The following is a 25,793-nucleotide window of genomic DNA, read 5'->3' on the forward strand; positions in this document are numbered from 1 at the left end:
AATCCACCAACATGCTGGAGCGGCTCAACGAGGAAATCCGCCGGCGCACCTATGTCGTGCGCATCTTCCCCAATACCGAAAGCTGCCTGCGCCTGGTCAGGGCGTTGGCCGTCGAGACCAATGAAAACTGGATGGAGGCCAACCGATAGATCAACATGGACGACCTGCGCGAGCACAAGAAGCTCGCTCTGCGCCAAGCCGCATAACCAGCATCATGACCATGGCTGCCCCATTTTGCAGAACTTGACGCACACAACCTGGCCCTGCCGCCAGCGATGGGTAAGAGCGATACCCTCATCCAGGCTATGACCCGGGCGCCAACCCAGCTCGCGATTGATCTTGCCGATATCGAGCACATTGCGGCGTACGTCGACACCCCGGGCTGGGGCATAGACGACCTTCGATGGCGTATCGAGGGTGGTCGATATTTTCGCCACCAGCTCGATCACGCTGGTTCCCACGCCTGAGCCGACATTGTAGACCTCTCCCGGTCTCCCGCGCTCCCCAAGCAAGGTCAGAGCATCGGTAACGTCGTCGATGTAAACGAAGTCGCGAACATTTTTGCCGTCGCCCCAGATTTCGACCGGCGCCCCGTCGCCAATTCTCTCGAACAATGCTGCGATCAGCCCCTGCCCTTTCGCCGCAGATTGAAAGGGGCCAAACGGGTTCGATATCCGCGCTACCACAAAGTCGGTACCGTGCAAGGTCCGGTAGAGACTGAAGTACCGCTCGATTGCAAGCTTGACCGTTCCGTAGGACGAGATCGGAAGATTCGTATGCTCCTCGGAAATCAGCGCGGCATCCGTCTGGCCGTAGACGGTCCCGCCTGACGATGAAAAGACCCAGCGGCAGTCTGCGTCCTGCGTGGTCTCCAGCAAGCCTACCGTCGCCATCAGGTTGGTAGCGATCTCGGCTACAGCCACTTCGGTTTTTGCCGTCGGCCGTGTCGAACTGACCAGGTGAAAGACAATGGCTCCCTCCATCGCCTCCAGAAGCTGGCGCGGCGGGGCAACCAAATCGCCAAGGATGACCCGCACCGACGTCGGCCAGTGCTCGGATGCCTTGTGCGCGAAGCAGGTCAGCTCGAAACCCTCTTCGACGAGCTTGCGTGCGAGATTAATCCCGATAAAGCCCGAGGCACCCAGGATGACCGCTTTTTTCCGCAGATTGGGCTGCGAGCCTTGACCGTATGTCATGCAGCATCCGCACCTTGAACGCCGAGATGAACGCGCACGTGCTCCAGCCAGGCATCGGCCTTATCTCGTGTTTCGGCAGAGATGCCTACGAAAGAGCGCGCGAGTTCTTGCATACGCCGCACCTCATCGAGGTGCCCCTCCGCCATTTCTGCCCTCGTCGCGCTGCTTGCATGACGCCGGTGAGAATTGAGCCGCTTTGCACTGAACCAGATTTTGCCTTGCAACAGCACCCGCAGGTAAACCAGCCAGTCTCCCGCGACGCGATAGCTGAACAACTCTTCACCCAGGTCGGCGACCACGTTATTCAGAGCCGTGCGGCGAAAGAGGGCGGCGCTGACATTCGGGATCGTGTTCTTGACCGCCATCGCCTCGCTGATTTCGTCAGAACCGTTGCGCACATAATCGGCGGACCACTTGTTCGAGATATCGCTTGTGTAGGCGGTGTAGTCCTCTGCAAGGGCAAACCCAGCGCCGTCCACCTGGCGAGACTGACTGTAGGCAATCACTACGGAAGGATCAGCGAAGGCCGGTACGAGTTCCTTCAGAAAATCAGGCGCCGCAAAATCATCCGCCTCAGCAAGCCAGACAACATCGCCGCGGCATCGCGCGATCCCCTTTGCCCATTGCCGAAACACGGAGCCGGAGTTTTGCTCGTTGACGATCAACTCACCATCAAGTTCGGGCCGCTCGGCCAGGAAGGCGTCTACAATGCCGGCGCTTCCGTCGGTGGAGGCATCGTCAAGCACGACAAGCTCATAGATTGGCCAGGTCTGGTCCGCGATGCTGTTCAGCCGCTGCATCAGGTGATGCGCGTAGTTGTAGTTTGGAACGACCACCGACACCCGCTGAAGCCCGGTCGCGTGGTGAAGTAGATCCAGCAGATATTGTCGCATGGATCCTACGCCAGCGACGCTCGGTTGCGCCGGACGGTTCAGGACATCACGCACCTTCGCCGCAAAATCCTTGCTGTTCAGGTTCTCAGCAAGCAGCCCGCCATGTTCGAGTACGAAATCCGCCGCGCCAGTCGCCCCTTGAAAGGCTACAACCGGCACCCCGACTTCCGCAGATTCCAGAACGACATTCGGAAACGGATCTTCGCGCGAGGTCAGTGCGTAAGCGGACGCCCCTGCGTAATATGCCATTGGCTCCTGGACGAAACCGACGAACTTCACCCGCTCCGTCAACTTCCGCTTGTCCAGCGTGGACGCAATCTGTTCTTCCATGCCGGCGTCGAAGTGACCAACCCAGATGAAGGCCGTATCGGGATGTGTGCGGAGTACTCCTTGCGCCATATCGATGAAAATGTCCGGCCCCTTGCGGTGGTCGACAAAGGCTACAGCGAGAACATAGCGAGTGTCTGGAGCGAGCCCGTGCTGTTCGCAGACCAAGCGGCGGGCTTCTTCGGCCCGATGCTTGAACGGGTTTTTCCGCACGAGGCCTTGCGGGCGGATGACCGCCTTGCCGAGTGGCTCACCCAAGAATTGCTCAAACCCCGACTGCACCATCGGAGCCGCAACGACGACGGTATCGGCGTACCGGTTAATGGCCGCGGCGTGTTTCTCGAGATGGTACTGCTGCAAAACCCCTGGCAGTTCGTGGACCAGCGCCACCGTACGGAAGCCTGCCTCCTTCAACATTGGAACAATGAGACCAGATACCGCCGTGTTTGCGATGGCGACCTCGGCGCCTGCACTGCGCATTGCCTGGAGTTTGGCAAGCACCCGGTCCGACGGTTCGGTGTCGAGGGCTATTCGGTGAACGGTTGCAACTTCGGCGAAGCGGGGCAGTATGGGACCGTCGCCCAGGACGATTACCTCGACGTCGAATCCCAGCGCCACGAACTCGCGAACCATCGCCAGGGCCAGATATTGCGCACCGTGCGGATGAGCATCATGGGAAACGACGATAATACGGGGCTTGGCCTTCCTGTTCACAGCCTCCAAAGCATCGCGGGTCGCCTGCAAATAAGCGAAACCGTTTGCGGCATCCGGCTCTAGATGGGCACCTTCCGCCCACTCGTTCCATGCATTGACGAAGACCAGCCGCTCGCTCGGCACGCTGACATGGCTGAGCGTATCCTCAATGGCGTTCTCCAGCCACGTTCGGTAAAGGTCCGGAGTGTTATTGATAAATACGCCCGCGCCCTGCCTGCGACGTGCCGTATTGTCCCAGCCGGGGCAAACCGAACGAAAGAGTTTGTAGTGGCGGGGCTGATAGTTTTCGCTGCGCTGGGGAAAGACCGACCAGTCATAGACGTTTGCAGAAAAATCGTCTCGCAACGGAACCACAGCATGCGTGACGTTCGGCGGTGATGATCTGTTGGGCGGAAACTCAACAGCCGCATCGAATCCATACTGACCCGGGTCTCCAGCTTCAAAGGATTGGGTGTAGGCGAGATATATCTCGCCTATGCCGTTTTCGCGGCACCAGGTCCGCCACCGCCGCGCTGTCTGATCCGATGCCGGGAGCAAGCTCGGTCGATAGACGAGCAGCAACGGCTTGCCATCGATACGAATGTAGCGCGGATCACGAAGATAGGGGGCGACTTCGGCAATGAAAGCGAGGTCGTCTTCCGCGGAATGGTTCTGCGCGATGAGGATTTCCTGATCCAGGCCATCCCATCGGCGCGACCAGTTCTCGTTTGCCCAACACAGGCAGAACGGCAGGTCCAGACTCCGGTCGGCCAGCCAGTTTTCAAGCGGCTTTTCGAGCAACCTCTTGCCACCGAACCAATAGAAGTAGAAGCAGAAACCTTCGATGCCATAGAGCTTGGCGAGTTCGATCTGCCGGCGCTGAACAACCACGTCGCGCAAATCGTAATAGCCAAGCTCATCGGGTACGTGCGGCTGGTGGTGACCAACGAATTGTGGCTGAGCCGGGCCGACATTCGTCCACTCGGTAAAACCCTCTCCCCACCATTCATCATTCTCCGGGATCGGATGAAATTGCGGCAGGTAGAAAGCGACCATCCGAACGGGTTTTCGCAGCAGCGGCGAAGCCTCGAGACGCGGAACATAGGTTGCCGGCGGCGCCACGTGATAGCCTGAGCCGGACAGAGGAGGTTGCCACGACGGAGGAGCGCTTGCCGGGTCGCCGTGCGCTTGGAGATTCTTCCAGGCGCGGTAGGCATTTGTCGCGTTGAACAACGACGGGAACGCCGAAAAACCGGCGCTCTTCACTCTCTGCTTGACACCAGTCGGGAGCGGAAGCCAGTGCCAGCCTTTATGGGCTCCACGCGCGGCAGATCTGCGGACCTTCCCCGTCGTGTCACCAATTGACCCGACACCGCGCCTAACCCCGCGCAAGGGACGGGTCACACGCCAGGACGTGCTGCCGTAGACGGCATCAAGCACATCGTGCAGGCGCTTCTCTTCCGAACGGGCATGATCGCGGTCGGAGAGCAACAAGCTGTAGTTTGCATATGCAGCCGAGAGCTGCGTCTTAAGGGCTTGAAGTTCCTCGGCCACGCCTGCGGCGTCGGCTTTGGCGCGGGCTGTCTCGCCCGCAAGGACTTGAAGCTGCCCAGCAATGCCAGCAGCCTCGGACTTTGCACGGACCGTTTCAGCCTCGCTGTTCGCCAGCAATTCTCTTGCTTCGACAAGCTCGTCGGCGAGCGCCCGTAGATGTGCCGCATGTCGGCTGACTGCTTTCCGATTTTCCGCAATCTCCTGCTCGATTGTCACCAATTGAAGGGACCATGGATTTCTGGCCTCGTCGGCGACAATGGCGGCTGCGCCATCCACGGTCATGATGTCTGGCGCAACGACAGCACTCCGACCGGCCACAAAACGGGGGCCGAGCACGTTTTCCAAGGGCGGCCGTTTGGTTATGACGCAGAGCGAGTTCAGGAATTCGATGGAATGGATGGACGCCAGCGTAGTCTCGTCGAATGCAATCCCGTAGTGGCCGGCGAAGGCCGCGAGGGCATCGGTTCGACTGTGCTCCAGTCCCCAATGCTGGTGGTTGATCAGGTCAAGCAGCCGCTTGAAGAACGACATCGAGGAAAGCGGATCATAGAGACCCCCTTCGAAATCCTGCCAGTAGCTCGTATGCAAATCTTCAACGACAAATACTCCACCCTCGGCAAGATGGGGAAAATACCGCGAGAAGGTTTGCACGACATCCGAAGATTTGTGTGAGCCATCATCGATGACGATCTCGAATGCCCCGGATTTCTCAAGGATATGGCGGTGCGTTTCATCGGCATTGGCATCGCCGACGACAACACTGATCCTCTTGTCATCAAAATTCAGCAGACCGCAGGCTGGGTTGATGTCGCAGCCGATGATAAGCGCGGCGCGCGGAAAATATTTGCTCCATATCTCGAGCGAACCGCCGTTCTGGATTCCGATTTCGAGCATGCGGACCGGTTGATTTCGATATTTCGAAAAAATCCGGTCATACTCGTCGAGATAAATCGACCATTTGTCCGAGACTTTGCCGTCATGGGCACCGTAGAGTTGGCGAAGCAACCGCCCACCGGCATCTGTCGATTCGACATTCTTTTGCGGACCGCTGCTCTTCGGCGAGCGTGTTGGCTTTTTCATTGTTGCAGACTGTCCTTGACCGGCGTCAAACCACTTGGAGCGGGCTCTGGAAACAAATCGGTGGCGCCATCTCGCAATCGAAGCCCCAAATTCCGTTCCGCCAAGCAGGAGATCACAATTTGGGCAGAAACTTGCCACTCCGGCACGGCCCACTCGAACACGGCTGCGAATCTCGCCGTCGACAGCCGTGAATTGGCGGGCCGCTTTGCCTTGGTCGGATAGTCCACTGTCGCGATGTCACGCACCCGCGCTGTGGGCCCGCCGTATTGCGCGCTTGTGTCGAGTATATGACGGGAAAAGCCGCTCCAGCTGGTCTCGCCGGTGCCGGCAAGATGATAAATGCCGTAGCCGTCAAAGTCGCCGCGCAACACCGCCGCCGCATGCAGGATCGCGTCGGCAATATCAAGTGCGGATGTCGGATTTCCCCATTGGTCGGCGACCACGGCGATCTCGTCGCGGTCGCCGGCCAGCCGCAGCATGGTTTTCACGAAATTCTTGCCGAACGGGCTGTAGACCCAGGCGGTGCGCAGGATCAGATGGCGCGGATTGACGGCGGCCACGGCCAGCTCGCCGGCAAGCTTGGAGGCGCCGTAGACGCCGAGCGGTGCGGTGGCGTCGGTCTCGACATAGGCGCCGTCCTTGGTGCCATCGAAGACGTAGTCGGTCGACAGATGGATTACGGGCACGCCGAGCTTCGCGGCCGCCTCGGCGACCTTGCCGGCGCCGACGGCGTTCACAGCGAAGGCAAGATCGGGCTCGTCCTCGGCCTGGTCGACGGCGGTGTAGGCGGCAGCCGACACCACGATATCCGGCCGCGCTGCCGCGAGTGCGTCGAACACCGTATCGGGGCGCGCCAGATCGAGCACTGGGCGGCCGAGGGTGACGACCTCGATGCCATCGCGCCTCTGCCCGGCCTCCAGCAGGCTGGCAGCGACCTGACCGTCGCGTCCGGTGACAACCAGCCTCACGCCGCGCCCTTCCTGCCTTCAACCTGGCCGCGCGACCGGACTTGCCCCAGCCGCTCGCCGGCGTAGCGCTGCTCGCGGATCGGTCCCCACCACCATTTGTTGTCGAGGAACCAGTCGACGGTCCTTGCAAGGCCGCTGTCGAAACTCTCCGCCGGCGCCCAACCGAGATCCCGGCCGATCTTGGAGGCATCGATTGCATAGCGGCGGTCGTGGCCGGGCCGATCGGTGACGAAGCTGATCAAATCGCGGTAGCTCCTGCCGCCGCTGCGCGGACGCCTGATGTCGAGCAGGCCGCAGATCGTCTCGACGACGCCAAGGTTGGTACGCTCGGAATTGCCGCCGACATTGTAACTTTCGCCGGGCTGGCCCTTTGTGGCGACCAGTTCCAGAGCACGGGCGTGATCCTCTACGAACAGCCAGTCGCGCACATTGGCGCCAGCGCCGTAGACCGGCAGCGGCTTTTCGTCGAGCGCGTTGAGGATGACCAGCGGGATCAGCTTTTCGGGGAAGTGATAAGGCCCGTAATTGTTCGAACAGTTGGAGAGCACGACCGGCAGGCCGTACGTCTCGTGCCAGGCCCGCACCAGATGGTCGGATGCGGCCTTGGAGGCGGAATAGGGCGAGGATGGCGCGTAAGGCGTCTCCTCCACGAACATGCCGCCATCGAAGGGCAGATCGCCGAACACCTCGTCGGTCGAGACATGGTGGAAGCGGAAGCGCGCCTTCCTGTCCTCGTCAAGGCCGCGCCAATATTCGAGCGCCGAATTCAGCACCCGGTAGGTGCCGACGATGTTGGTCTCGATGAAGGCGCCGGGTCCGTCGATCGAGCGGTCGACATGGCTTTCGGCGGCGAGGTTCATGACGACGTCGATCTCGTCGCGGTGGAGGATGTCGAGAACCGCCCGCTCGTCACAGATGTCGGCCTGCGCAAATTTGTAGTTGTGTGCATTCTCGATGGTGCGCAGCGAGGCCAGATTGCCGGCATAGGTGAGCTTGTCGAGATTGGTCACATGGTAGGCGGGATTGGCGCACAAATGCCGGCACACGGCCGAGCCGATGAAGCCGGCACCGCCTGTCACCAGAAAATTCATGGCGCTCTCCTCACATCGTCGCGCGTCATGCGAACACCTCGGCCTCAGCAAGCGCCGACGCCTTGAGGTCCTTGGCCGAGAGCTCGAAGGCGCCGGCCGGCGACGGCCAATCGATGCCGATATCAGGATCGTCGAAACGGATCGATCGATCATGCGCCGGCGAATAGGTGTCGGTGACCTTATACAGAACCTCGGTGTCCGGCACGAGCGTGACGAAACCGTGCGCGAAACCCTTCGGCACGAGGATCTGGTTGCCTCTCTCGGCCGATATTTCGAGCGCGACCCATTTGCCGAAGGTTTTCGAGCTGCGGCGGATGTCGACCGCCACGTCGAGAATCTTGCCTCGGATCACACGCAGCAACTTGTCCTGCGCGCGTGGAGGCAGTTGATAGTGAAGCCCCCGCACGACACCTGCGGCAGCCGAATAGGAATGATTGTCCTGGACGAAACGCAGATCGATGCCGGCCTCGGCAAAGGCCTCGGCATTCCAGGTTTCGATGAAATAACCGCGCGCATCGCCGTGCCGCTTCGGCACGATTTCCAGCACGCCGTCCAAACCGAGCTGCCTGACTTCCAGCACCCTATGTCTCCGTCAGCTCGGTGACACGCCGGCGCAGATAGGCGGCGTATTCGTTCTTGCCCAGGCGCGTGGCGCGCTCAAGCACCTTGTCGGCGGTCAGCCAGCCCTGCTCGAAAGCGATTTCTTCAGGACAGGCGACTTTGATCCCCTGGCGGTGCTCGATCGTGCGCACGAAGGAAGAGGCTTCATGCAGGCTGTCATGCGTGCCGGTGTCGAGCCAGGCATAGCCGCGGCCGAGCTGATGCACATGCAATTTCCCGCGCTCGAGATAGACGTTGTTGACCGCCGTGATCTCGAGTTCGCCGCGCGCCGAGGGCTTGATCGTCGACGCGATGTCGACGACCTCATTGTCGTAGAAATAGAGGCCGGTGACCGCCCAGTTGGACTTCGGCTCCCGCGGCTTCTCCTCGATCGTCAAAGCCGTGCCGCTGAGCTTGTCGAACGACACCACGCCGTAGCGCTGCGGGTCCTCGACATGGTAGGCGAACACCGACGCGCCGCTTTGGCGCTGCGCAGCAGTGCGGCAGAGCTGCGACAGGCCCTCGCCGAAATAGATGTTGTCGCCGAGAATCATTGACACATTATCCTTGCCGATGAAGTCGCGGCCGATGATGAAGGCCTCGGCAAGCCCGTTGGGCTGCGCCTGCTCGGCATAGGAGAATTCGACCCCGAATTCCGAACCGTCGCCCAGCAACTCCCGAAACACCGGCAAGTCGCGAGGTGTCGAAATGATCAAAATCTGGCGGATACCGGCGAGCATCAAGACGCTCAGCGGATAAAAAATCATCGGCTTGTCGTATATCGGCAGAATCTGCTTAGAGATCGCTAATGTAAGGGGATACAGACGCGTCCCGCTGCCTCCTGCAAGGATTATTCCCTTCAACAAGCTCTCCTTGAATTACCGGCCCCCGCCTCGAAATCAAGTTGCCCGTGCTTAGGTTTCGCGCAATGGCTTGTCAATTCAATCTCGGCCGTGGATCGGCGCCAGAATTACTCTGCATCTGCCGCCTCGCGGCAATTTGACCGACCAGGCACAAGCTGACGGTGCAAATGGGCGTGGCGATTTGGCAACCGGCTTGCACCATCGGCTGGCGGACGCGTGACAACAAAAAGCCGGCGGGCCTTGGACCCGCCGGCTCATTCATTTGTCCGGTTTCAGGGCTGCTTGGGCAGCAGCGACCATACCGCCGGCACCAGGCTGGCGGCGAGCGCAACCTTGATCAGGTCGCCGAGGACGAACGGCAAAACGCCGAACTGCCACGCCTTTTCCGCGCCGATGAGGGTGGCCAGCCAGGCAAAGCCCATGGCCATCATGACGATTTCGGCGACCAGCATGGCGTTGAACAACTTGATCGGGTGGCGGTCCCAGCCGCGGTCGGCGGCCCAGCCGACAATGGCCGCCATGACGACGAAGCCGGCGAGATAACCGCCGGTGCCGCCGATCATGTAGGCGATGCCGATGCCCTTTTCAGGCGTGCTTTGGAAGACCGGGAAGCCCATGGCGCCTTCGGCCATGTAGAGAAGCAGGGTAGCGACGCCAAGCCGCAGGCCAAATGCAGTGGCGATCAGCAGGACGGCCAGCGTCTGCAGCGAGATGTCGACCGGCCCGAGCACGACTTTCGTCTTGGCCGACAGGGTCAAAAGCAGCGTTCCGGCGATCGCCAGCAAAAGCTGGGTTGCCAGGCGCTGCGCGCCCTCCTGGGGCAAAGCGAGAGAAACAAGCGGGCGCATCGTCGTTGCAAGTGCCATGGTCTTCCCCAATCCGGATTGCCGCAGATCGCGGCCTTGCGTTTTTCTATATTGGCTTCCGTGTTATGCGGCAATCAGTTTTGCCGTCTTCCTGAACAGAGATTCAACGACACCGCCATGGCGCTCAAATTCGACACCAGCTTCGATCCGGCATATGGCGAGGGCGTCACCGTTGCGCCGGACGTCTTGCGCGTCACCGCCAAAAACCCCAGCCCGTTCACCTTTCACGGCACCAACAGCTACATCGTCGGGCGCGATACGCTGGCGGTGATCGATCCCGGCCCCGATGACGAGGCGCATTTCCAGACGCTGCTCAAGGTGATCGCAAACCGGCCGGTCAGCCATATCTTCGTCAGCCACACGCATCGCGACCATTCTCCGCTGGCCGCCCGGCTGAAAGCGCACACCGGCGCTATTGTACTGGCCGAAGGCCCGCACCGCCCGGCAAGGCCGCTGCGGATCGGCGAGATCAACCCGCTCGACGCCAGCGCCGACACGGTTTTCGTCCCGGAGATCGCGTTGCCCGACAATGCGCTGGTCGAGGGCGATGACTGGACGATCCGGACGGTGCTGACGCCGGGCCACACCGCCAATCACGCGGCATTTGCGCTCGAAGGCACCGGCATCCTGTTTTCAGCCGACCATGTGATGGCGTGGGCGACATCGATCGTGGCGCCGCCGGACGGAGCGATGGCCGACTACATGGCCTCGCTCGACAGGCTGATCGCGCGCGGCGATCGCCTGCTGCTGCCCGGCCATGGCGGCCCGGTGACCGCGCCGCGCAGCTTCATGCGCGGCCTCAAGACCCATCGCAAGATGCGCGAACGGGCGATCCTCGAACGGATCCGCGACAGCGACCGGACGATCCCGGACATGGTCAAGGCTATCTACCGGGACACCGACCCGCGCCTGCATGGCGCCGCCGGCCTGTCGGTGCTTGCCCATCTCGAGGACCTGGTGGCGCGCGGCCTGGTTGCTACCCAGGGTGACCCGGCCATCGACGGCGTTTTTGTGCCGGTGGGGTAGAACTACTCAGCCGGCGCGGCACCCACCTGCCCTGCAACCTCCTGGTCGAGTTCGGCGAGGAACCCGACGATGCGCGCCGCATTGTCGCCGAGGTCGTAGCGGCCGTAGCGGGAGGCTGAGCGCATGTCGACGACGATGGTGTCGCCATCATTGCTGACCCGGATGGCGACGTCGGCGGGCAGGCCTACGACGAAGCTCCGGGCAACGGCCGATATCGTCACCTCGTCTTGACCGTCCGTCACCGGATATGGCGCAGTAAGTTGCCAATCGCGGCGGTCGAGCACGGTTTCAACGGCGTCGACGACGGTTTCGAACGGCAGATTGTAGCTGTGCCCGGTGACCAGCGGATAGGCGTCGGCCTGCAGGCGCACTTCGCCAGGCGTTGGCGGCGCGAGCACGTTCATGTCCTTGGTGCGGTCGCTGGTCTCGAGCACCGGCGGATTGTCGAGGTCCGTCGAAATGTCCCTCAGGGGCGGCGTGGTCGCCGCCAAATAGGTGGCAAAGCCGTAGGGCGTCAGCACCAGCAGCGCCAGCAGGGCGCCGACCGAGAGGTCGCGGCCGCCACGGTCACCGAAATGCCACAGCCGGGACAAAGCGAGGCCGGCAAACAGCAAAGCGAACGCGGCAAGCAAGGCGACGATCGCCAGCACCCACAGGAAGGCCGGCGTTTCGACCAGTTCGAAATGATGGCCGGCCAGCACGGTGAGCAGCAGGACCAGGGCAAAAGCGCCCGTGCGCCGCGACCAGCCGGCCGCCTTCGATGTCTGCCGCTCGTCAATTTCCATTGTCTTCAGCACCGCCCCAACCCGCACAGACGCTTAGAGCAAAGGATGCTCAAATTGAACATCCCCTGCCCTAACGTTTTTGCGGCCGGTAGCTTGAAGGTCAAGGAAACGCACGGTCCCGGTCAATCCGTCGGCAGGCGGTAGTCGCTGAACTGCTTGCGCAAGGTGATCTTCTGGATCTTGCCGGTGGCGGTGTGCGGGATTTCACTGACGAAAGCGACGTCGTCGGGTATCCACCATTTCGGCACCTTGCCGTCCATGAACGCCAGTATATCGGCCTTGCTCGGCTCCTTGCCGGGCTTGGCGACCACGACCAGCAAGGGCCGCTCGCCCCATTTCGAATGATGGACGCCGATCGCCGCGGCCTCGGCGACATCGGGATGGCCGACGGCGAGGTTCTCCAGGTCGATGGTCGATATCCACTCGCCGCCCGACTTGATGACGTCCTTGGCGCGATCGGTGATCTGCATGTAGCCGCCGGAATCGATATGGGCGACATCGCCAGTGTCGAACCAGCCGTCCTTGTCGAACTGCTCGGCTCCGACGCCGCCATAATAGGCGCTGGCGACGGCTGGACCGCGCACCTTCAGCCGGCCGAAGGTCTTGCCGTCCCAAGGCAGTTCCTTGTCGTCGTCATCCGTCACCTTCATCTCGACCCCGAAGGGCGGGTAGCCCTGCTTGCCCTGGATATCGAGCCGGTCCTCGCCCTCGAGCGCTTGATACTGCGGCTTCATGGTGCACAGCGTGCCGAGCGGTGACATTTCGGTCATGCCCCAGGCATGGATGACTTCGACACCGTAATTGTCCTGGAATTTCCTGATGATGGCGCGCGGGCAGGACGAGCCGCCGATGACGACTTTGCTGAGATAGGGAAGCTTCTTGCCGGTGTCTTCCAGATGCTGCAGCAGCATCATCCAGACGGTCGGCACGGCGGCGCTGAAGGTCACCTTCTCGGTGTCGAGCAGCTCGTAGATCGAGGCGCCGTCCATCTTGCAACCGGGCATGACCAGCTTGGCGCCGATCATCGGCGCGCTCTGGCCAAGGCCCCAGGCATTGGCATGAAACATCGGCACGACGGGGAGGATCGTGTCCCGCGCGGAGAGGCCCATGGCGTCGGGCATGGCAGCAATCATGGCATGCAGCACATTCGAGCGGTGGCTGTAGAGCACACCTTTGGGATCGCCCGTCGTGCCGGAGGTGTAGCACATGCCGGCTGCGGTGTTTTCGCCGAAAACCTTCCAGGCGAAGTCGCCATCGGCCTCGTTCAACCAGTCCTCATAGGCAACCACATTCGACAGCGTCGTTTCAGGCAGATGCGCCTTGTCGGTCAGGACGATCACCTTTTTCAGCGATTTGACCGCGCCGGCGATCTTTTCCAGCAGCGGCATGAAGGTCAGGTCGACGAAGATCCCTCTATCCTGCGCATTGTTCATGATCCAGACGATCTGCTCGGGGAACAAACGCGGGTTGAGCGTATGGTAGATGGCGCCGATGCCCATGATGCCGTACCAGGCCTCTATGTGGCGCGCCGTGTTCCAGGCCAGGGTCGCGATGCGGTCGCCGAGCACAAAGCCATCGCGCTCCAACCGTTGAGCGACCTTGAGCGCGCGGCGATGAACTTCAGCATAGGTGGTGCGAACGACAGGACCTTCGATCGAGCGCGAGACGATCTCGCGCGTCCCGTGCTGCCGCTCGGCATTGTCGATCAGCTTGTGGCAGAGCAGCGGCCATTCCTGCATCAGTCCGAGCATCTGGTTCCTCCCATTGCTTCCTCGTTTTTCCCGTCTTTTGTTCCATTGTGGGACGAACGGACGGATTGTCCAGCCATGACGTCTCCAACCGTTAACGGCTGAAGCAAGCAGTGATCGAAAGGCGGGGAAAACCGCCACAATCCGGCCATCGTCGACGTTAAGGTTCGTTAACGGGGTAGGGGTGCGGATTGGCGACTGAAAGAGGTTCGCATGGACACGCAGCTCGACGGCAAGCAGATCGACGGCAAGCAGATCGATTACAGGCAGATCGACGACAGGCAGCTGGATGACAGCGAGGCCCAAGACGTGCAGTTGGACGATATTCAACTCGACGACAAAGAGCTTGAAGACACGCTTGCCGCAAGTCTGGCCGATCTCGTGCCGGAGGCCAAAAAGGTCTCCGAAGACGAATTTGTCGAGGTGGTCGGCGGCGCCCTTGAAGCGGTCGGCGGCACGCTGCTGTTCAAAATGTGCGTCCAGAACGAAGGCGAAGGCCAGCATGTCGCCGCCGCATCGATCGGCGATGGCGGCAATCGCCAGTTCCTGCTGCTCACCTTGCCGACAGGCGGCGGCCCACTGAAGGTCGAGACGACGTCAAGAAGCACCAACCCGGTAGCCGGTATTGCCGCGGCCTATGCCGGCCTCATGGACGTGTTCAAGACCGCAGCCTGAGCATTCCACGCGGGATCGTTTTTAGTGATCGGAAGGCCAGCTCTGGGCTACTGGCGAAGGCTTGCGCAACGGGTTCTCCAGACACATTTTAGAGACATGGGAAGCATCCCGCACGCTCTCAATCGGACTGTGCTCCCAATCGAACAAGGAGAACCCCGCATGGACCAGATCGCCAACCCCGCCCCCGGCTTTCAGAGCAATCCCGGCAAGGTCATCACCGTCGAACCCTATCGCGGTACCGTGGTCGTGCGTGCCGGCGATACGGTGATCGCCTCATCGACGCGGGCGAAGCTTCTGTCCGAACCGCCCTACCGCCAGGCATTCTACATCCCCTTCGAAGACATCGACTTCACCCAGCTCGGCAAAACCACCCTGTCGACCCACTGCCCCTACAAGGGCGACGCCAGCTACTGGAGCGTGCTGCCGGCCAGCGAGACCGGCAAGGACGCAATGTGGGGCTATGAGCAGCCGTTCGACGAAATGGCTGAGATTCGCGACCACGGCGCCTTCTATCCCGACAGGGTGACGATCGAAGCAGCACCGGCCTGAGCAAGCGACTCAAGCCGCCGTTGCTCGCTTCGTCATCCCAGGGTCTTCGCGACGGAGCTTCGCTCCTGTTTCATCCTGGGATGACGAAGCTCAGAGGCCTCGGCTAATCTCAAACGTCGGCGACGTCAGTCCAAAGGCGGTGAAACTGCCTGCCGCCGCCTGATCCTAATCAGTCGTCCCGTCGTTGCCGACACCGTCGGCGTCATCCAGCCGCACGAACATCAGCCCCTTGGCCTTCAGCGCGAGCAGACCTTGCACGACGCCCTCGCCGGCGGCGTGGGTCGGCTGGTTGATGTGGGCGATGATGACATCGCCATCCTTGGCGGCGGCGATGCGCCGGGCGGTTTCTTTTGCGCCGAGCAACGAGCCGCCATCGCCGTTGATCGAAAAGCCGGCGACCTTGAAGCCAAGCTTGCGGATCATGGCGATAGCCGACGGGCTGTATTCGGCGGTCGCGCCGCGAAACCATTTCGGCGCCGGCTCGCCGGTGCCAGCGAGAGCGGCAGCGCCCGATTCGACTTCGGCCTGCACCGCTTCCGGGCTGCCGGCGCTGCGGATGCCATAGATCTTGCGCGGCGTGTCGACGGCCGGGATGTGATGGCCGCCATGGTTTTCCAGTTCGAACAGGTCCGGATGCGCGCGCATGATCTCGACGGCGGCGGCGTTGCGCTTCAGCCAGATACCGGTGACGAAGATCGTCGCCGGAATCCGGTTCTCCACCAGCGCCGACAGGATCCTCGTATCGGTCTGGCCGCCGCAGGCGTCGAGCGTAAGCGCGACGCGGCCGACACTGCTACCGTCCTCAGCCTTCAGATGCAGCGCCGGCTCGACAAGCGGCGCGGCCTGGGCCGAGGACACGGCCACGATAGATAGCGCCAAGGCGCAAAACAGCTTTTGCAAGGGATGCCTGTCTTGTCTGAGAATCGGCGCTGTCATAGCCGCATCCCAGGACCCGCAACAAGGCGGAAATCGGGATAGTGGCCGTGAGAAAGCTGATATCCCGACAATGTGACCGCCGCGCACCGTCAGACGGCGTGTTCCAGTTCCACATGCGTGCGTGACAGGACTTCGCGCACGGCCGCGACGACCGGTTCGACCTCGAGGCGCCAGACGCAGCAGGCCTTGCTGGGATCGAGCGGATTGCACAGGCTGCCCGCCACGCAATTGCACGGCATGGATGGCTGCAAGGCGAGGCTGGGCACGCCGACCGGTCCCCAGACGGCCGGGCTGGTCAGGCCGAAAAGGCCGACAACCGGCGTTCCGGCCGCTGCTGCCATGTGCATGGGGCCGCTCTCATTGCCGACAAACAGCCGCGCCTGCTGCAACACCGCCAGCAGCGTTTCCAGCGACAGCGCGCCGACGAGGTTGACGATCGACGCGGCACTGGCGAGGATCTGCTCGGCCGGCTTGCGCTCGTCAGGGCCGCCGACGAGTACGAAATCCAGTCCGGTTTCGCGCGAAATCGTGTCGATCACGGCGGCAAAGCGTTCATGCTGCCAGCGCCGGCCGTGAAAACTTGCGCCGGCATGCACCGCGATAAAGCCGTTTGGCCGCAAATGGTGTTTGTCCAGCAATGCCTGGGCCCTCGCCGTCTCCATCGGCAATGGCCGAATCGACGGCACCCGCACGCGCAGGCCGACGCCGAGCGGCTCGAGCGGCGAAAGGTAGCGGTAGAGATAGTGACGTTCGCCAAAACCGAACGGCTCGGCAAAGACATTGGCGGGCTGGCGCTCATGCCAGCGCAGCGGCCTTTCCGGAGGATTGTAGCCGATGCGGGTGCTGGCGTTGAGGAACCTGACGATGAGCCGCGATGTCTTTGAATCGGTGAGGTCGATGGTCAGGTCGAAACGGAATTGGCGCAGCTTGCTGATCATAGAATAGAGCTCGCGCCCACGCTCCAGCGGGGTGCCGCGCATGGCGGCGCGGCGGAAGCTGACGACCTCGGCGGCGATGCCGTGCGCGGTGACGAAACTGGCGAGGCGCGCCTCGCAGAGAAAGACGATCCTGACACCGGGATATTCGAGCTGCAGGTTCTTGGCGAGCGTGGAGGACAGAACAATATCGCCGATGAACTTGGTCTGGATAATCAGGATCGAGCGGAAGGGTCTGGGCGAAATCTGTAACATCTTTTTCTCGGCACCGGGCGGGTTGGGGGGCCGTGAAATTGGGAAGAAACGATGTCGGGATTGCGTGTTGGGGCGCGCACATCAGCGTGAATTTGCTTACAAAATCGTAAGCTTAGCGCCAAACGGCCACCCACGGGTGGCCGTTTCATCGATACCGAAAGGACTGTGTCGAAATCAGGATGCCGCGGCGCTCTTTTTGGGGCGCGGCACTGCTGTTTTGGCAATCTGCACCGCGGCTTGGGCTGCGGCCAATCTCGCGATCGGCACGCGGTAGGGAGAGCACGAGACATAGTCGAGGCCGACCTCTTCGCAGAAGCGGATCGAGGCCGGATCGCCGCCATGTTCACCGCATATGCCGAGCTTGATGTCGGGCCGTGTCGCCCTGCCCTTTTGCGCAGCCATGCGCACCAGTTCGCCGACGCCCTCGATGTCGAGCGAGACGAACGGGTCCTGCTCGATGATGCCTTTCTGCCGATAGGTCTCGAGGAAGGACGCCGCATCGTCGCGCGAGATGCCGAAAGTGGTCTGGGTGAGGTCGTTGGTGCCGAAGGAGAAGAACTCGGCCGTAGCAGCGATGACGTGGGCGCGGATCGCCGCGCGCGGAAGCTCGATCATCGTGCCGGTGAGATAGTCGATCTTGACGCCGGTCTCGTCCATGACAGCCTTGGCGACCGCATCGATGCGCGCCTTGACGTAGTCGAGCTCCTTCACCAGGCCGACCAGCGGCACCATGATCTCGGGAACGACCAGCGCGCCGGCTTTCTTGCCGGCCTCGACGGCTGCCTCGAAAATGGCGCGCGCCTGCATCTCGGCAATCTCGGGATAGGAGACGGCGAGGCGGCAGCCGCGATGGCCGAGCATCGGGTTGAACTCGTGCAGGGCTTCGGTGCGCTGCCTGAGCTTGTCGAGCGAGACGTTCATGGCGGCGGCGACCTCCGCCACCTCCGCTTCCGTCTTGGGCAGGAATTCGTGCAGCGGCGGATCGAGCAGCCGGATCGTCACCGGCAGGCCGGCCATGATCTCGAACAGTTCGAGGAAATCCGAGCGCTGCATCGGCAACAGCTTGGCAAGCGCGGTGCGGCGGTCCTTCTCGGTATCGGCCAGGATCATCTCGCGCATGGCGACGATACGCTCGCCGTCGAAGAACATGTGCTCGGTGCGGCAGAGGCCGATGCCTTCGGCGCCGAAGGAGCGCGCCATGCGCGCATCGAGCGGCGTCTCGGCATTGGTGCGCACCTTCATGCGGCGCACCGCATCGGCCCATTCCATGATGGCGGCGAAATCGCCCGACAGTTCCGGCTGCAGCATCGACACGGCGCCCTTCAGCACCTGGCCGTTGCTACCATCGATGGTGATGATGTCGCCCTTGCGGAAGGTCTGGCCCATCGACATCAGCGTGCCGGCCTTGTAGTCGACACGCAGCGAGCCGGCGCCCGAAACGCAAGGCTTGCCCATGCCGCGCGCGACCACGGCGGCGTGGCTGGTCATGCCGCCGCGCGTGGTCAGGATGCCTTCTGAAGCATGCATGCCGTGAATGTCTTCGGGGCTGGTTTCGATGCGCACCAGGATTGCCTTGCGACCTTGCGTCTTCAGATCCTCGGCATCGGCGGACGAGAAGACGATCTCGCCGGTCGCGGCGCCCGGAGAAGCCGGCAGGCCGACGCCGATGACATCGCGCGCGGCCTTGGGGTCGATGGTAGGATGCAACAGCTGATCGAGCGAGGCGGGATCGATGCGGGCGACCGCCTCCTCCGTCGTGATCAGCTTGTCGCGCGCCATTTCGACGGCAATCTTCAGCGCCGCCTTGGCGGTGCGCTTGCCGGAACGCGTCTGCAGCATCCACAATTTGCCGCGCTCGATGGTGAATTCGAGATCCTGCATGTCGCGGTAGTGCTGTTCCAGGCGGTCGGAGATGTCGACGAAGGACCGGAACGCGTCCGGCATCAGTTTCTGCAGCGACGGCTTGTCGGAGCCGGCGGCGATGCGCGCCGCCTCGGTGATGTTTTGCGGCGTGCGGATGCCGGCTACGACATCCTCGCCCTGCGCGTTCACCAGGAATTCGCCATAGAGCATCTTTTCGCCGGTCGAGGGGTTGCGCGTGAAGGCGACGCCGGTGGCCGACGTCTCGCCCATGTTGCCGAATACCATGGCCTGGACATTGACCGCCGTGCCCCAGCTTTCCGGGATGTCGTGTAGGCGCCGGTAGGTGATGGCGCGGTTGTTCATCCAGCTGGAAAACACCGCGCCGATCGCCCCCCACAGCTGCTCGTGCGGGTCCTGCGGAAACGGCTTGTCGAGTTCCTCCTCGACCTTGGCCTTGTAAAGGGCGATGACGCTCTGCCATTCCTGCGCTGTCAGTTCGGTGTCGAGCTCGTGGCCGAGGCTCGCCTTCTGGTCCTCCAGGATTTCCTCGAACACTTCGTGGTCGAGACCCATGACGACATCGGAATACATCTGAATGAAGCGGCGGTAGCTGTCATAGGCAAAGCGGGCATCGCCGGAATCGGCTGCCAACGCCTCGACCGTCTCGTCATTGAGGCCGAGATTGAGCACGGTGTCCATCATGCCCGGCATCGAGGCCCTGGCCCCGGAGCGGACCGAGACCAGAAGCAGCTTCGACGGATCGCCGAAACGGCGCCCCGTCAGCTGCCCGATATGGTCCAGCGCCTTGACGACATCGGCCTGCAACGCGGCCGGATAGCTGTTGCCGTTGGCGTAATAGGCGTTGCAGACTTCGGTGGTGAGGGTGAAGCCCGGCGGCACGGGCAGGCCAAGACTGCACATCTCGGCCAGATTGGCGCCTTTGCCGCCGAGAAGGTTGCGGTCGCCCGCACGTCCCTCCGCGGCGCCATCGCCGAAGGTGTAGACCCATTTGGTCATGCTCGCCCTCCAAGTCCTCGGAAGATAGAACACCGGGGCCAAGACCCGGTTCCCCCGCGTTCCGACCCGAGCGTTATTATGCTGCAGTGCGAAAGGCAAGGTGTGGCAGCGAAGCCCGGCGACTACAATCGATTAAGCAAAAGCTGCGTCGAAAAGACTTGCCGGATCGCTGCCCAGGATATAGAACATATAGGGAACAAGTTGGGAGCAGCGTGATGAAACTCAACGGAAAACTCGACTATCTCGAACTGCCCGCGACCGGCGCGACGCTGGACAGCGTCAAGGCTTTCTACAGCGCCGCCTTCTCGTGGTCGTTCACCGATTACGGGCCGACCTATTCGGCCTTCGGCGAAGGGCTCGATGGCGGCTTCCAGGCCGATGCAGCGGAGGCGCCGGCGAAACCATTGCCGGTGCTCTATTCGCAGGATCTGGAAGCAACGCTCGACGTTGTCGAAAGCGCCGGCGGCACGATCGTCAAGCCGATATTCTCGTTCCCGGGCGGCAGGCGGTTCCATTTCACCGATCCCGCTGGCAACGAGTTGGCGGTCTGGGGCGAATAGCGCGTCCCCGCGCCAAGCGGTGGATCAGTTTTGCACAGTGGCCAACTCGGCATTGAGCTTTCGTGCCGCTCGTCCTATAAGGCCGCGCGCAACGGGCAAAGCTCGCTTGCTGGGGCGTCGCCAAGTGGTAAGGCATCGGTTTTTGGTACCGACATTCCCAGGTTCGAATCCTGGCGCCCCAGCCAAATCACATGCCTTTGGAATCAATGATTTACCGACCTTATCGATGGCTGCCGTCAGGAGCTATCTGACTCCCACGCGACCCCGACTCCGTTGACAGAGCCGGGGCCGTGCGGAGAGGATCAGTAATCGTTGTCGTCCTGGATGACGACGGGATGATGCCGATGATGTCGATAATAGCGATGATGGCTGCGCTCGATCGAGCCGGTCACGATGACCGTATCCCGGCGATGATGTCTGCGGCCGTGGTCGTAGAAGGCAACCGTGCCGTGTCTGCGGTGATGAAGGCGTTGACCCTGGTCATTGATGACCTTTACGCTCCTGTGATGATGTCGATGGTGGGTCGTGATGACCACGTCAGCTTCGGCTGCCGGAGCTATCGTCGGCATGGCAATGAACAGCGCCAAGGCGCTCACGATCATTGTTTTCATTGTAATATCTCCACCTGCTAATTATCCCTTCGCGGGGATAACCGCGTCCCATCCCTTTGGTTCCGAGTAGCGTCGTCGGTCCACGGGCGCGATCAGTGACGGCTGCTCCCGTGCAACACGGCGTATCGAAAGAAGAAGTTGCGACAGCAGCTCCTGTTGGCAACTTCTGGTAAAGGCGCTCTTTCAAGCCGACCACCAGGGTTACGCCACTCGACAAAGGAGCGCTGCACAGGACCCTTCTATGTCGTCGCGTTCGATCTCCTGATCTGTGACGGGAAACACCCGTCTTGCGAGGAAGACCGTCGGCACAATTTGTGAGATTTACGAGACCAATCAGGCCATCTTAGATCGCCTAAGTCGGGCCGTCTCAGATCCCGTAAGAAAGTGCAAGGTAAACCACCGGCGCCAAGATCAGCAGAACCGCGATTCCGATAACCACTGCGATTGCCAGGCGCTCTGTTCGCCTGACAAGCTCAGCGACCTTGTCGTCGTCAGCCGATGGTATGAGGTCAAGAACGGAAGAAACCTCCGCAGGACTGTCGTTGTCGTTTGCGGGTCGGGTTGCGCCGTCACGCACAGATCTCTGGACAAAGGTCACTGTTAGCCTCGCTATTGAAACGCACGCCGTTGGCGGTGTCACGACAATCGGGTGCCCGCTAACCTCTCAGGAATGGCGGGCACCCGATTGACCACCGATGAAGGGACTCATGCTCGGCAGCCCGGTTCCAATGTATCGGGAGGGCATAGGTTGCCCGCCTTCAGGCCTATGGCTCCGACGTCAGGACTTCAGTCATACCCTGTTCGGACCTTGGTCTGGCAATCGACGAAGCGATGGCCGCCATTTTGTTTCGACGCAGAAAATGCGGGAACATTAGTAGGCTCTTACGAGTTCACTCCCAGCAACTAGTTCGGGAGAGATACGGTGAACAACATAATCTGGCTCATCGGAGCAGTCGTTATCGTGATTGCGATACTGAGCTTCCTGGGCTTCCGATAAACGTGGCAGCTGAATTGCGGTCGGAGCCTATTGCCATCTGCGCCTTGTAGGCCTCGCTTTCGCGTTGGCCGGGCGCTTTGCATGTGGGCTTTGGCGTTCGCTCTCAGGTGGCGCTTAAATTCCTTCTCTTCGAACCTTACAGAATGCGCGTCGCAAGCAGGTCGCAAGGGCGACGGTCCTATTGCAACAGTCGGATCGACGCCATCGCCGACGAAATCAACAAAGCATGCTGCGTCAGCTCGCCTCGCGCATCGCCTCGGCGGCCTGCAGATCGACCGAGACCAGTTGGCTGACGCCCTGCTCGGCCATGGTCACGCCGAACAGGCGGTTCATGCGCGCCATCGTGATCGGGTTGTGGGTGATGATGACGAAGCGCGTCTCGGTGGTCGCGGCCATTTCGTCCATCAAATTGCAGAAGCGCTCGACATTGTGATCGTCGAGCGGCGCGTCGACTTCGTCGAGCACGCAGATCGGCGCCGGATTGGTCAGGAACACCGCAAAGATAAGCGACATCGCCGTCAGCGCCTGCTCGCCGCCGGACAGCAGCGTCATGGTCTGCGGCTTCTTGCCGGGCGGACGGGCCAGGATTTCGAGCCCGGCTTCGAGCGGGTCGTCGGATTCGATCAGCTGCAATTCGGCCGTGCCGCCACCGAACAGATGCGAGAACAGCCGCTGGAAATGGCCGTTGACCACCTCGAAAGCGGCAAGCAGCCGTTCGCGGCCTTCGCGGTTCAGGCTCTGGATCGCTTGCCTGAGCTTGCGGATCGCCTCGATGATGTCCTCGCGCTCGGAAACGATGGCCTCCAGCCGGTCCGACAATTCCTTCTGCTCTTCCTCGGCGCGCAGATTGACGGCGCCGAGCCGCTCGCGCTCAACCTTCAGCCGGTCGAGCTGGCGCTCGATCTCGGCCATTTCCGGCATCGGGCTGTCGGCTTCCAGGCCAGTATGGCGAATGACCAGATGCGGCGGCGTGTTCAGCGTTTCCTGGATGCGCGCCTCGACCTCGAGCCGGCGCTCATCGGCGGCGGTCAATCGCTCTTCGGCGCGGACGCGGGTTTCGCGGGAATCGGCCAGCGACTGGATGGCCGCGGTGGCGGCCTTGTCCAGCTCGGCCTGCTTGTTCTCGGCCTCCTGCAAACGGTCGGCGGCCGCCTTGCGCAAGGTCTCGGCCTCGGTCAGCTGCGACAGCAGCGCGCGCCGCCTGGCGTCGATCTCGTCGGGGGCGTCGGCCAGCGTTTCGCGCTCGGCCTCGGCCTCGGCCCTGCGCTCGCCCAGCGAGGCAATCTGCGTCGAGGCGTTTTCGGCCCGCTGCAACCAGTTGCTGCGCTCGGCGCCGATGGCGTCGAGCCGGCGCGTGCGCGCCTCGGCTTCGCGGCGCAGGCCTTCATGGACGGCGCGCGCGTCGGCCAAGGTTGCGCGATCGCGGCTGACATTGGCGGCGGATTGTTCAAGCTGCAATTGCAGGTCGCCGAGATCGGGGGCGTCCTGCAGCAGCATTTCGGCCTCGGCGAAGGCGGCGGCCGTTTCTTCATGGCTGTCGACGATTCGCGCGCGCGCCTCGTCCAGGGCGGCGCGGCGGCTTGCCAGCTCGCCACCGGCCTTTTCGGCCTCGGCCAGCGCGCTGCGGGCGGCGTCCAGGCCGTGCTGGGCATCGCGCCCGGCCTGGCGGGCGTTGCGTTCGGCCTCGCTCGCCTCACGCAGCGCCTGTTCGGCCTGGGCAAGGGCAGCCTCTGCCTCACGCATCATCTGCGTCGCCTGCACCGCCTCGGCATCGAGCTCGGCCAGCCGGTTCTTCTGCGCCAGCCTCTGCGCGGCCGCGGTCGGTGCATCGGCGCTGGCGGTCAAGCCATCCCAACGCCACAGCGCGCCGTCACGGCTGACCAGCCGCTGGCCGGGGGCAAGCAGCGTCTGCAGGCGTTTGCCGTCCGCCGCATCGACGATGCCGATCTGCGCCAACCGGCGGGCAAGCTGCGAAGGCGCGCGCACCACGCTGGCGAGGCTCTTGAGGCCTTCCGGCAAAGCCGCATCGCCTGGTTCAACCTGGCTTTCGCCCCAATGCACCGGCGCGCTGCGGTCGAGCGGCACGTCGAGATCCTCGCCAAGCGCAGCACCGAGGGCCGTCTCATAGCCGCGTTCGACGCTGAGTTGCTCCAGTACCGACGGGAAAAGATCGCCGCTGGCGGCATTGAGGATCTTGGCCAGCGTGCGGGCTTCGGTCTCGATGCCGGCGAGTTCGGCCCTGGCATCCTGCAGCGGCGGACGGGCGGCACTCTCGGTGGCGCGCGCCTCGGCGACGGCCTGTTCGGCAGCAATGGCGCCGGCCTCGGCTTCCTCCAACCGGGCGAGCGCGTCCTCGACCAAAGCGCGCTTCTCGGCGGGATCGGGCAGGCCGGCGACTTTCGAGACGATCTCCGATAGCTCGCGGTCGACATCGGCCAGCTGGCGGGCAAAGCGATCGCGGCGTTCGGCGGTGTCGCGCAGCGTGCGCTCGATCTGGTTGCGCGAGGCGGCGGCCTCTGCGCGTTCGGCGGTTAGCGTGGCGAGCTTTGCTTCGCTTGTGACAAGCGTTGCGCCGGCCTGCTCGAAAGCGGCGCGCGTGGTGGCTTCGCGGTCGGCGGCACCGGCATTTTCGGAGTTGAGTGTCGCTTCTTCCTCGCGCAGGCGCTCGAGGATGTCGGCATTGTCGCGCACCATGCGCTCTTCGCGGGCGATGTCGCCGTCGAGCTGCTGCAGCCGGCGCTCGAGTTCGGCCTGGCGGGCGCGGATGCGGCCTGCCTCCTCCTCGATCTGCGCCTTGGCGATCGACAGCCGCTGGAAGGCGGCGGCAGCCGCGGCCTCGGCGTCACGCAGATCCGGCAGCCGGTGGGCGGCGATGCCTTGCTCCCGGGCGGCAGCCATCTGGGCGGCGGCGCGGTCGCCGACCAGAGCTGTGGCAACCGCCAGCGCCGACCGCGCATCGCCCTCCTGGGTCTTGGCCAGCGTCCAGCGCAGATGCAAGAGCGTGGCTTCCGCCTTGCGGATATCGGCCGACAGGTTCTTGAAGCGCGATGCCTGGCGCGCCTGGCGCTTAAGGCTTTCGATCTGGCTCTCCAGTTCGCCGACGACATCGTCCAGCCGTTCCAGATTTTGTTCGGCCGCCTTAAGCCGAAGCTCGGCCTCGTGACGGCGCGTGTGCAGGCCGGAAATGCCGGCGGCTTCTTCGAGCAGCGCGCGGCGCGCCTGCGGCTTGGCCTGGATCAGTTCGCCGATACGGCCCTGTCCGACCATGGATGGCGAGCGCGCGCCGGTCGACTGGTCGGCGAACAGAAGCTGCACGTCCTTGGCGCGGGCTTCCTTGCCGTTGATGCGGTAGAGCGAGCCGGCTTCGCGCTCGATGCGGCGCGACACCTGCAATTCATCGGCGTCGTTGAAGGCGGCGGGCGCGGTCCGGTCGCTATTGTCGAGGAACAGCGTGACTTCGGCGGTGTTGCGGGCCGGGCGCGTTCCCGAGCCGGAAAAGATCACGTCGTCCATGCCGGACGCGCGCATGTTCTTGTATGAGCTTTCGCCCATCACCCAGCGCATCGCCTCGACAAGGTTCGACTTGCCGCAGCCATTCGGCCCGACAATGCCGGTCAGGCCACGTTCGATGACGAACTCGCCGGGTTCGACGAAGGACTTGAAGCCGAGGAGGCGAAGGCGCGAAAACTTCATTCGCGCCTGCCT

Annotated in this window: 19 protein-coding genes and 1 tRNA gene; 6 read left to right on the forward strand and 14 right to left on the reverse strand. The window is 62.6% G+C overall.

Translation table 11 applies throughout. The features are described from left to right. On the forward strand, positions 1-149 hold a 149-nt coding region (locus NKH54_RS09295), incomplete at its 5' end, for a transposase (protein ID WP_353028245.1). 63 nt (positions 150-212) lie between these two features. Here NKH54_RS09295 and NKH54_RS09300 read toward each other — a convergent pair. The 7 genes from NKH54_RS09300 to NKH54_RS09330 form a co-directional block, all read right to left on the reverse strand. Beyond that, positions 213-1,196, reverse strand: a complete 984-nt coding sequence (locus NKH54_RS09300; protein ID WP_353028091.1) for an NAD-dependent epimerase/dehydratase family protein — start codon at positions 1,194-1,196, stop codon at positions 213-215. Further along, positions 1,193-5,743, reverse strand: coding sequence for a glycoside hydrolase family 99-like domain-containing protein (locus NKH54_RS09305; RefSeq protein ID WP_353028092.1), 4,551 nt, complete (start codon positions 5,741-5,743; stop codon positions 1,193-1,195). The genes NKH54_RS09300 and NKH54_RS09305 overlap by 4 nt, the downstream gene beginning before the upstream one ends. Next, positions 5,740-6,711 carry a dTDP-4-dehydrorhamnose reductase gene (gene rfbD, locus NKH54_RS09310; RefSeq protein WP_353028093.1) on the reverse strand — a complete coding sequence of 324 codons (972 nt, stop codon included), beginning with the start codon at positions 6,709-6,711 and terminating at the stop codon, positions 5,740-5,742. Before rfbD ends, NKH54_RS09305 begins: the two co-directional genes overlap by 4 nt. After that, positions 6,708-7,802, reverse strand: a complete 1,095-nt coding sequence (gene rfbB, locus NKH54_RS09315; RefSeq protein ID WP_023670704.1) for a dTDP-glucose 4,6-dehydratase — start codon at positions 7,800-7,802, stop codon at positions 6,708-6,710. Before rfbB ends, rfbD begins: the two co-directional genes overlap by 4 nt. Positions 7,803-7,827: 25 nt before the next feature. After that, the gene (gene rfbC, locus NKH54_RS09320) at positions 7,828-8,382 is read right to left on the reverse strand and encodes a dTDP-4-dehydrorhamnose 3,5-epimerase (protein ID WP_023687179.1); all 555 of its coding nucleotides are present in this window, start codon (positions 8,380-8,382) and stop codon (positions 7,828-7,830) included. Position 8,383: 1 nt separating this feature from the next. Next, positions 8,384-9,265 (reverse strand): glucose-1-phosphate thymidylyltransferase RfbA, encoded by an 882-nt coding sequence (gene rfbA, locus NKH54_RS09325; RefSeq protein ID WP_023698135.1) that lies wholly within the window; start codon positions 9,263-9,265, stop codon positions 8,384-8,386. A 272-nt stretch (positions 9,266-9,537) separates the two neighbouring features. After that, entirely contained in the window at positions 9,538-10,131 is a 594-nt protein-coding gene (locus tag NKH54_RS09330) for a biotin transporter BioY (RefSeq protein WP_023703207.1), read from the reverse strand. A 117-nt stretch (positions 10,132-10,248) separates the two neighbouring features. On the opposite strand from NKH54_RS09330, the gene NKH54_RS09335 reads away from it, so the two are divergent. Next, a complete protein-coding gene (locus NKH54_RS09335) occupies positions 10,249-11,157 on the forward strand; it encodes an MBL fold metallo-hydrolase (protein WP_023692735.1) in 909 nt (302 codons plus the stop codon). Positions 11,158-11,159: 2 nt separating this feature from the next. Here the strand turns inward: NKH54_RS09335 and NKH54_RS09340 are convergent, their stop codons facing one another. Next, positions 11,160-11,942, reverse strand: a complete 783-nt coding sequence (locus tag NKH54_RS09340) for a DUF1499 domain-containing protein (protein WP_023703206.1) — start codon at positions 11,940-11,942, stop codon at positions 11,160-11,162. A 122-nt stretch (positions 11,943-12,064) separates the two neighbouring features. Beyond that, complete coding sequence (locus NKH54_RS09345) at positions 12,065-13,693, reverse strand: fatty-acid--CoA ligase (protein WP_023703205.1); 1,629 nt, start codon at positions 13,691-13,693, stop codon at positions 12,065-12,067. Between the two features lie 312 nt (positions 13,694-14,005). On the opposite strand from NKH54_RS09345, the gene NKH54_RS09350 reads away from it, so the two are divergent. Then, complete coding sequence (locus NKH54_RS09350) at positions 14,006-14,365, forward strand: hypothetical protein (protein ID WP_023670697.1); 360 nt, start codon at positions 14,006-14,008, stop codon at positions 14,363-14,365. Between the two features lie 159 nt (positions 14,366-14,524). Continuing rightward, positions 14,525-14,914 carry a DUF427 domain-containing protein gene (locus NKH54_RS09355; RefSeq protein ID WP_023670696.1) on the forward strand — a complete coding sequence of 130 codons (390 nt, stop codon included), beginning with the start codon at positions 14,525-14,527 and terminating at the stop codon, positions 14,912-14,914. Between the two features lie 165 nt (positions 14,915-15,079). Here NKH54_RS09355 and NKH54_RS09360 read toward each other — a convergent pair whose 3' ends face one another. The 3 genes from NKH54_RS09360 to ppdK all read right to left on the reverse strand — a co-directional run bounded on the left by NKH54_RS09360 (position 15,080) and on the right by ppdK (position 19,920). Then, positions 15,080-15,850: a polysaccharide deacetylase family protein gene (locus NKH54_RS09360; RefSeq protein WP_050485822.1), complete on the reverse strand. Its 771-nt coding sequence runs from the start codon at positions 15,848-15,850 to the stop codon at positions 15,080-15,082. Positions 15,851-15,939: 89 nt separating this feature from the next. Then, positions 15,940-17,040, reverse strand: a complete 1,101-nt coding sequence (locus NKH54_RS09365) for a glycosyltransferase family 9 protein (protein ID WP_023670694.1) — start codon at positions 17,038-17,040, stop codon at positions 15,940-15,942. A gap of 174 nt (positions 17,041-17,214) precedes the next feature. Further along, positions 17,215-19,920 carry a pyruvate, phosphate dikinase gene (ppdK, locus tag NKH54_RS09370; protein WP_023670693.1) on the reverse strand — a complete coding sequence of 902 codons (2,706 nt, stop codon included), beginning with the start codon at positions 19,918-19,920 and terminating at the stop codon, positions 17,215-17,217. Positions 19,921-20,135: 215 nt separating this feature from the next. Between ppdK and NKH54_RS09375 the strand changes: the two genes are divergently transcribed. Together NKH54_RS09375 and NKH54_RS09380 are read left to right on the forward strand one after the other, a co-directional pair. Further along, positions 20,136-20,480, forward strand: a complete 345-nt coding sequence (locus NKH54_RS09375; RefSeq protein WP_023670692.1) for a VOC family protein — start codon at positions 20,136-20,138, stop codon at positions 20,478-20,480. Positions 20,481-20,590: 110 nt separating this feature from the next. Next, positions 20,591-20,665 (forward strand) — tRNA-Gln (locus NKH54_RS09380). 117 nt (positions 20,666-20,782) lie between these two features. Here NKH54_RS09380 and NKH54_RS09385 read toward each other — a convergent pair. Both NKH54_RS09385 and smc read right to left on the reverse strand, forming a co-directional pair. Continuing rightward, entirely contained in the window at positions 20,783-21,091 is a 309-nt protein-coding gene (locus tag NKH54_RS09385) for a hypothetical protein (protein WP_023670691.1), read from the reverse strand. Positions 21,092-22,322: 1,231 nt separating this feature from the next. Next, on the reverse strand, positions 22,323-25,781 hold the full coding sequence (smc, locus tag NKH54_RS09390; protein WP_353028094.1) for a chromosome segregation protein SMC: 3,459 nt from the start codon (positions 25,779-25,781) through the stop codon (positions 22,323-22,325). Between the last annotated feature and the right edge of the window lie 12 nt (positions 25,782-25,793).

The organism is Mesorhizobium sp. M1004, from assembly GCF_040318795.1.
Classification (GTDB): Bacteria; Pseudomonadota; Alphaproteobacteria; order Rhizobiales; family Rhizobiaceae; genus Mesorhizobium.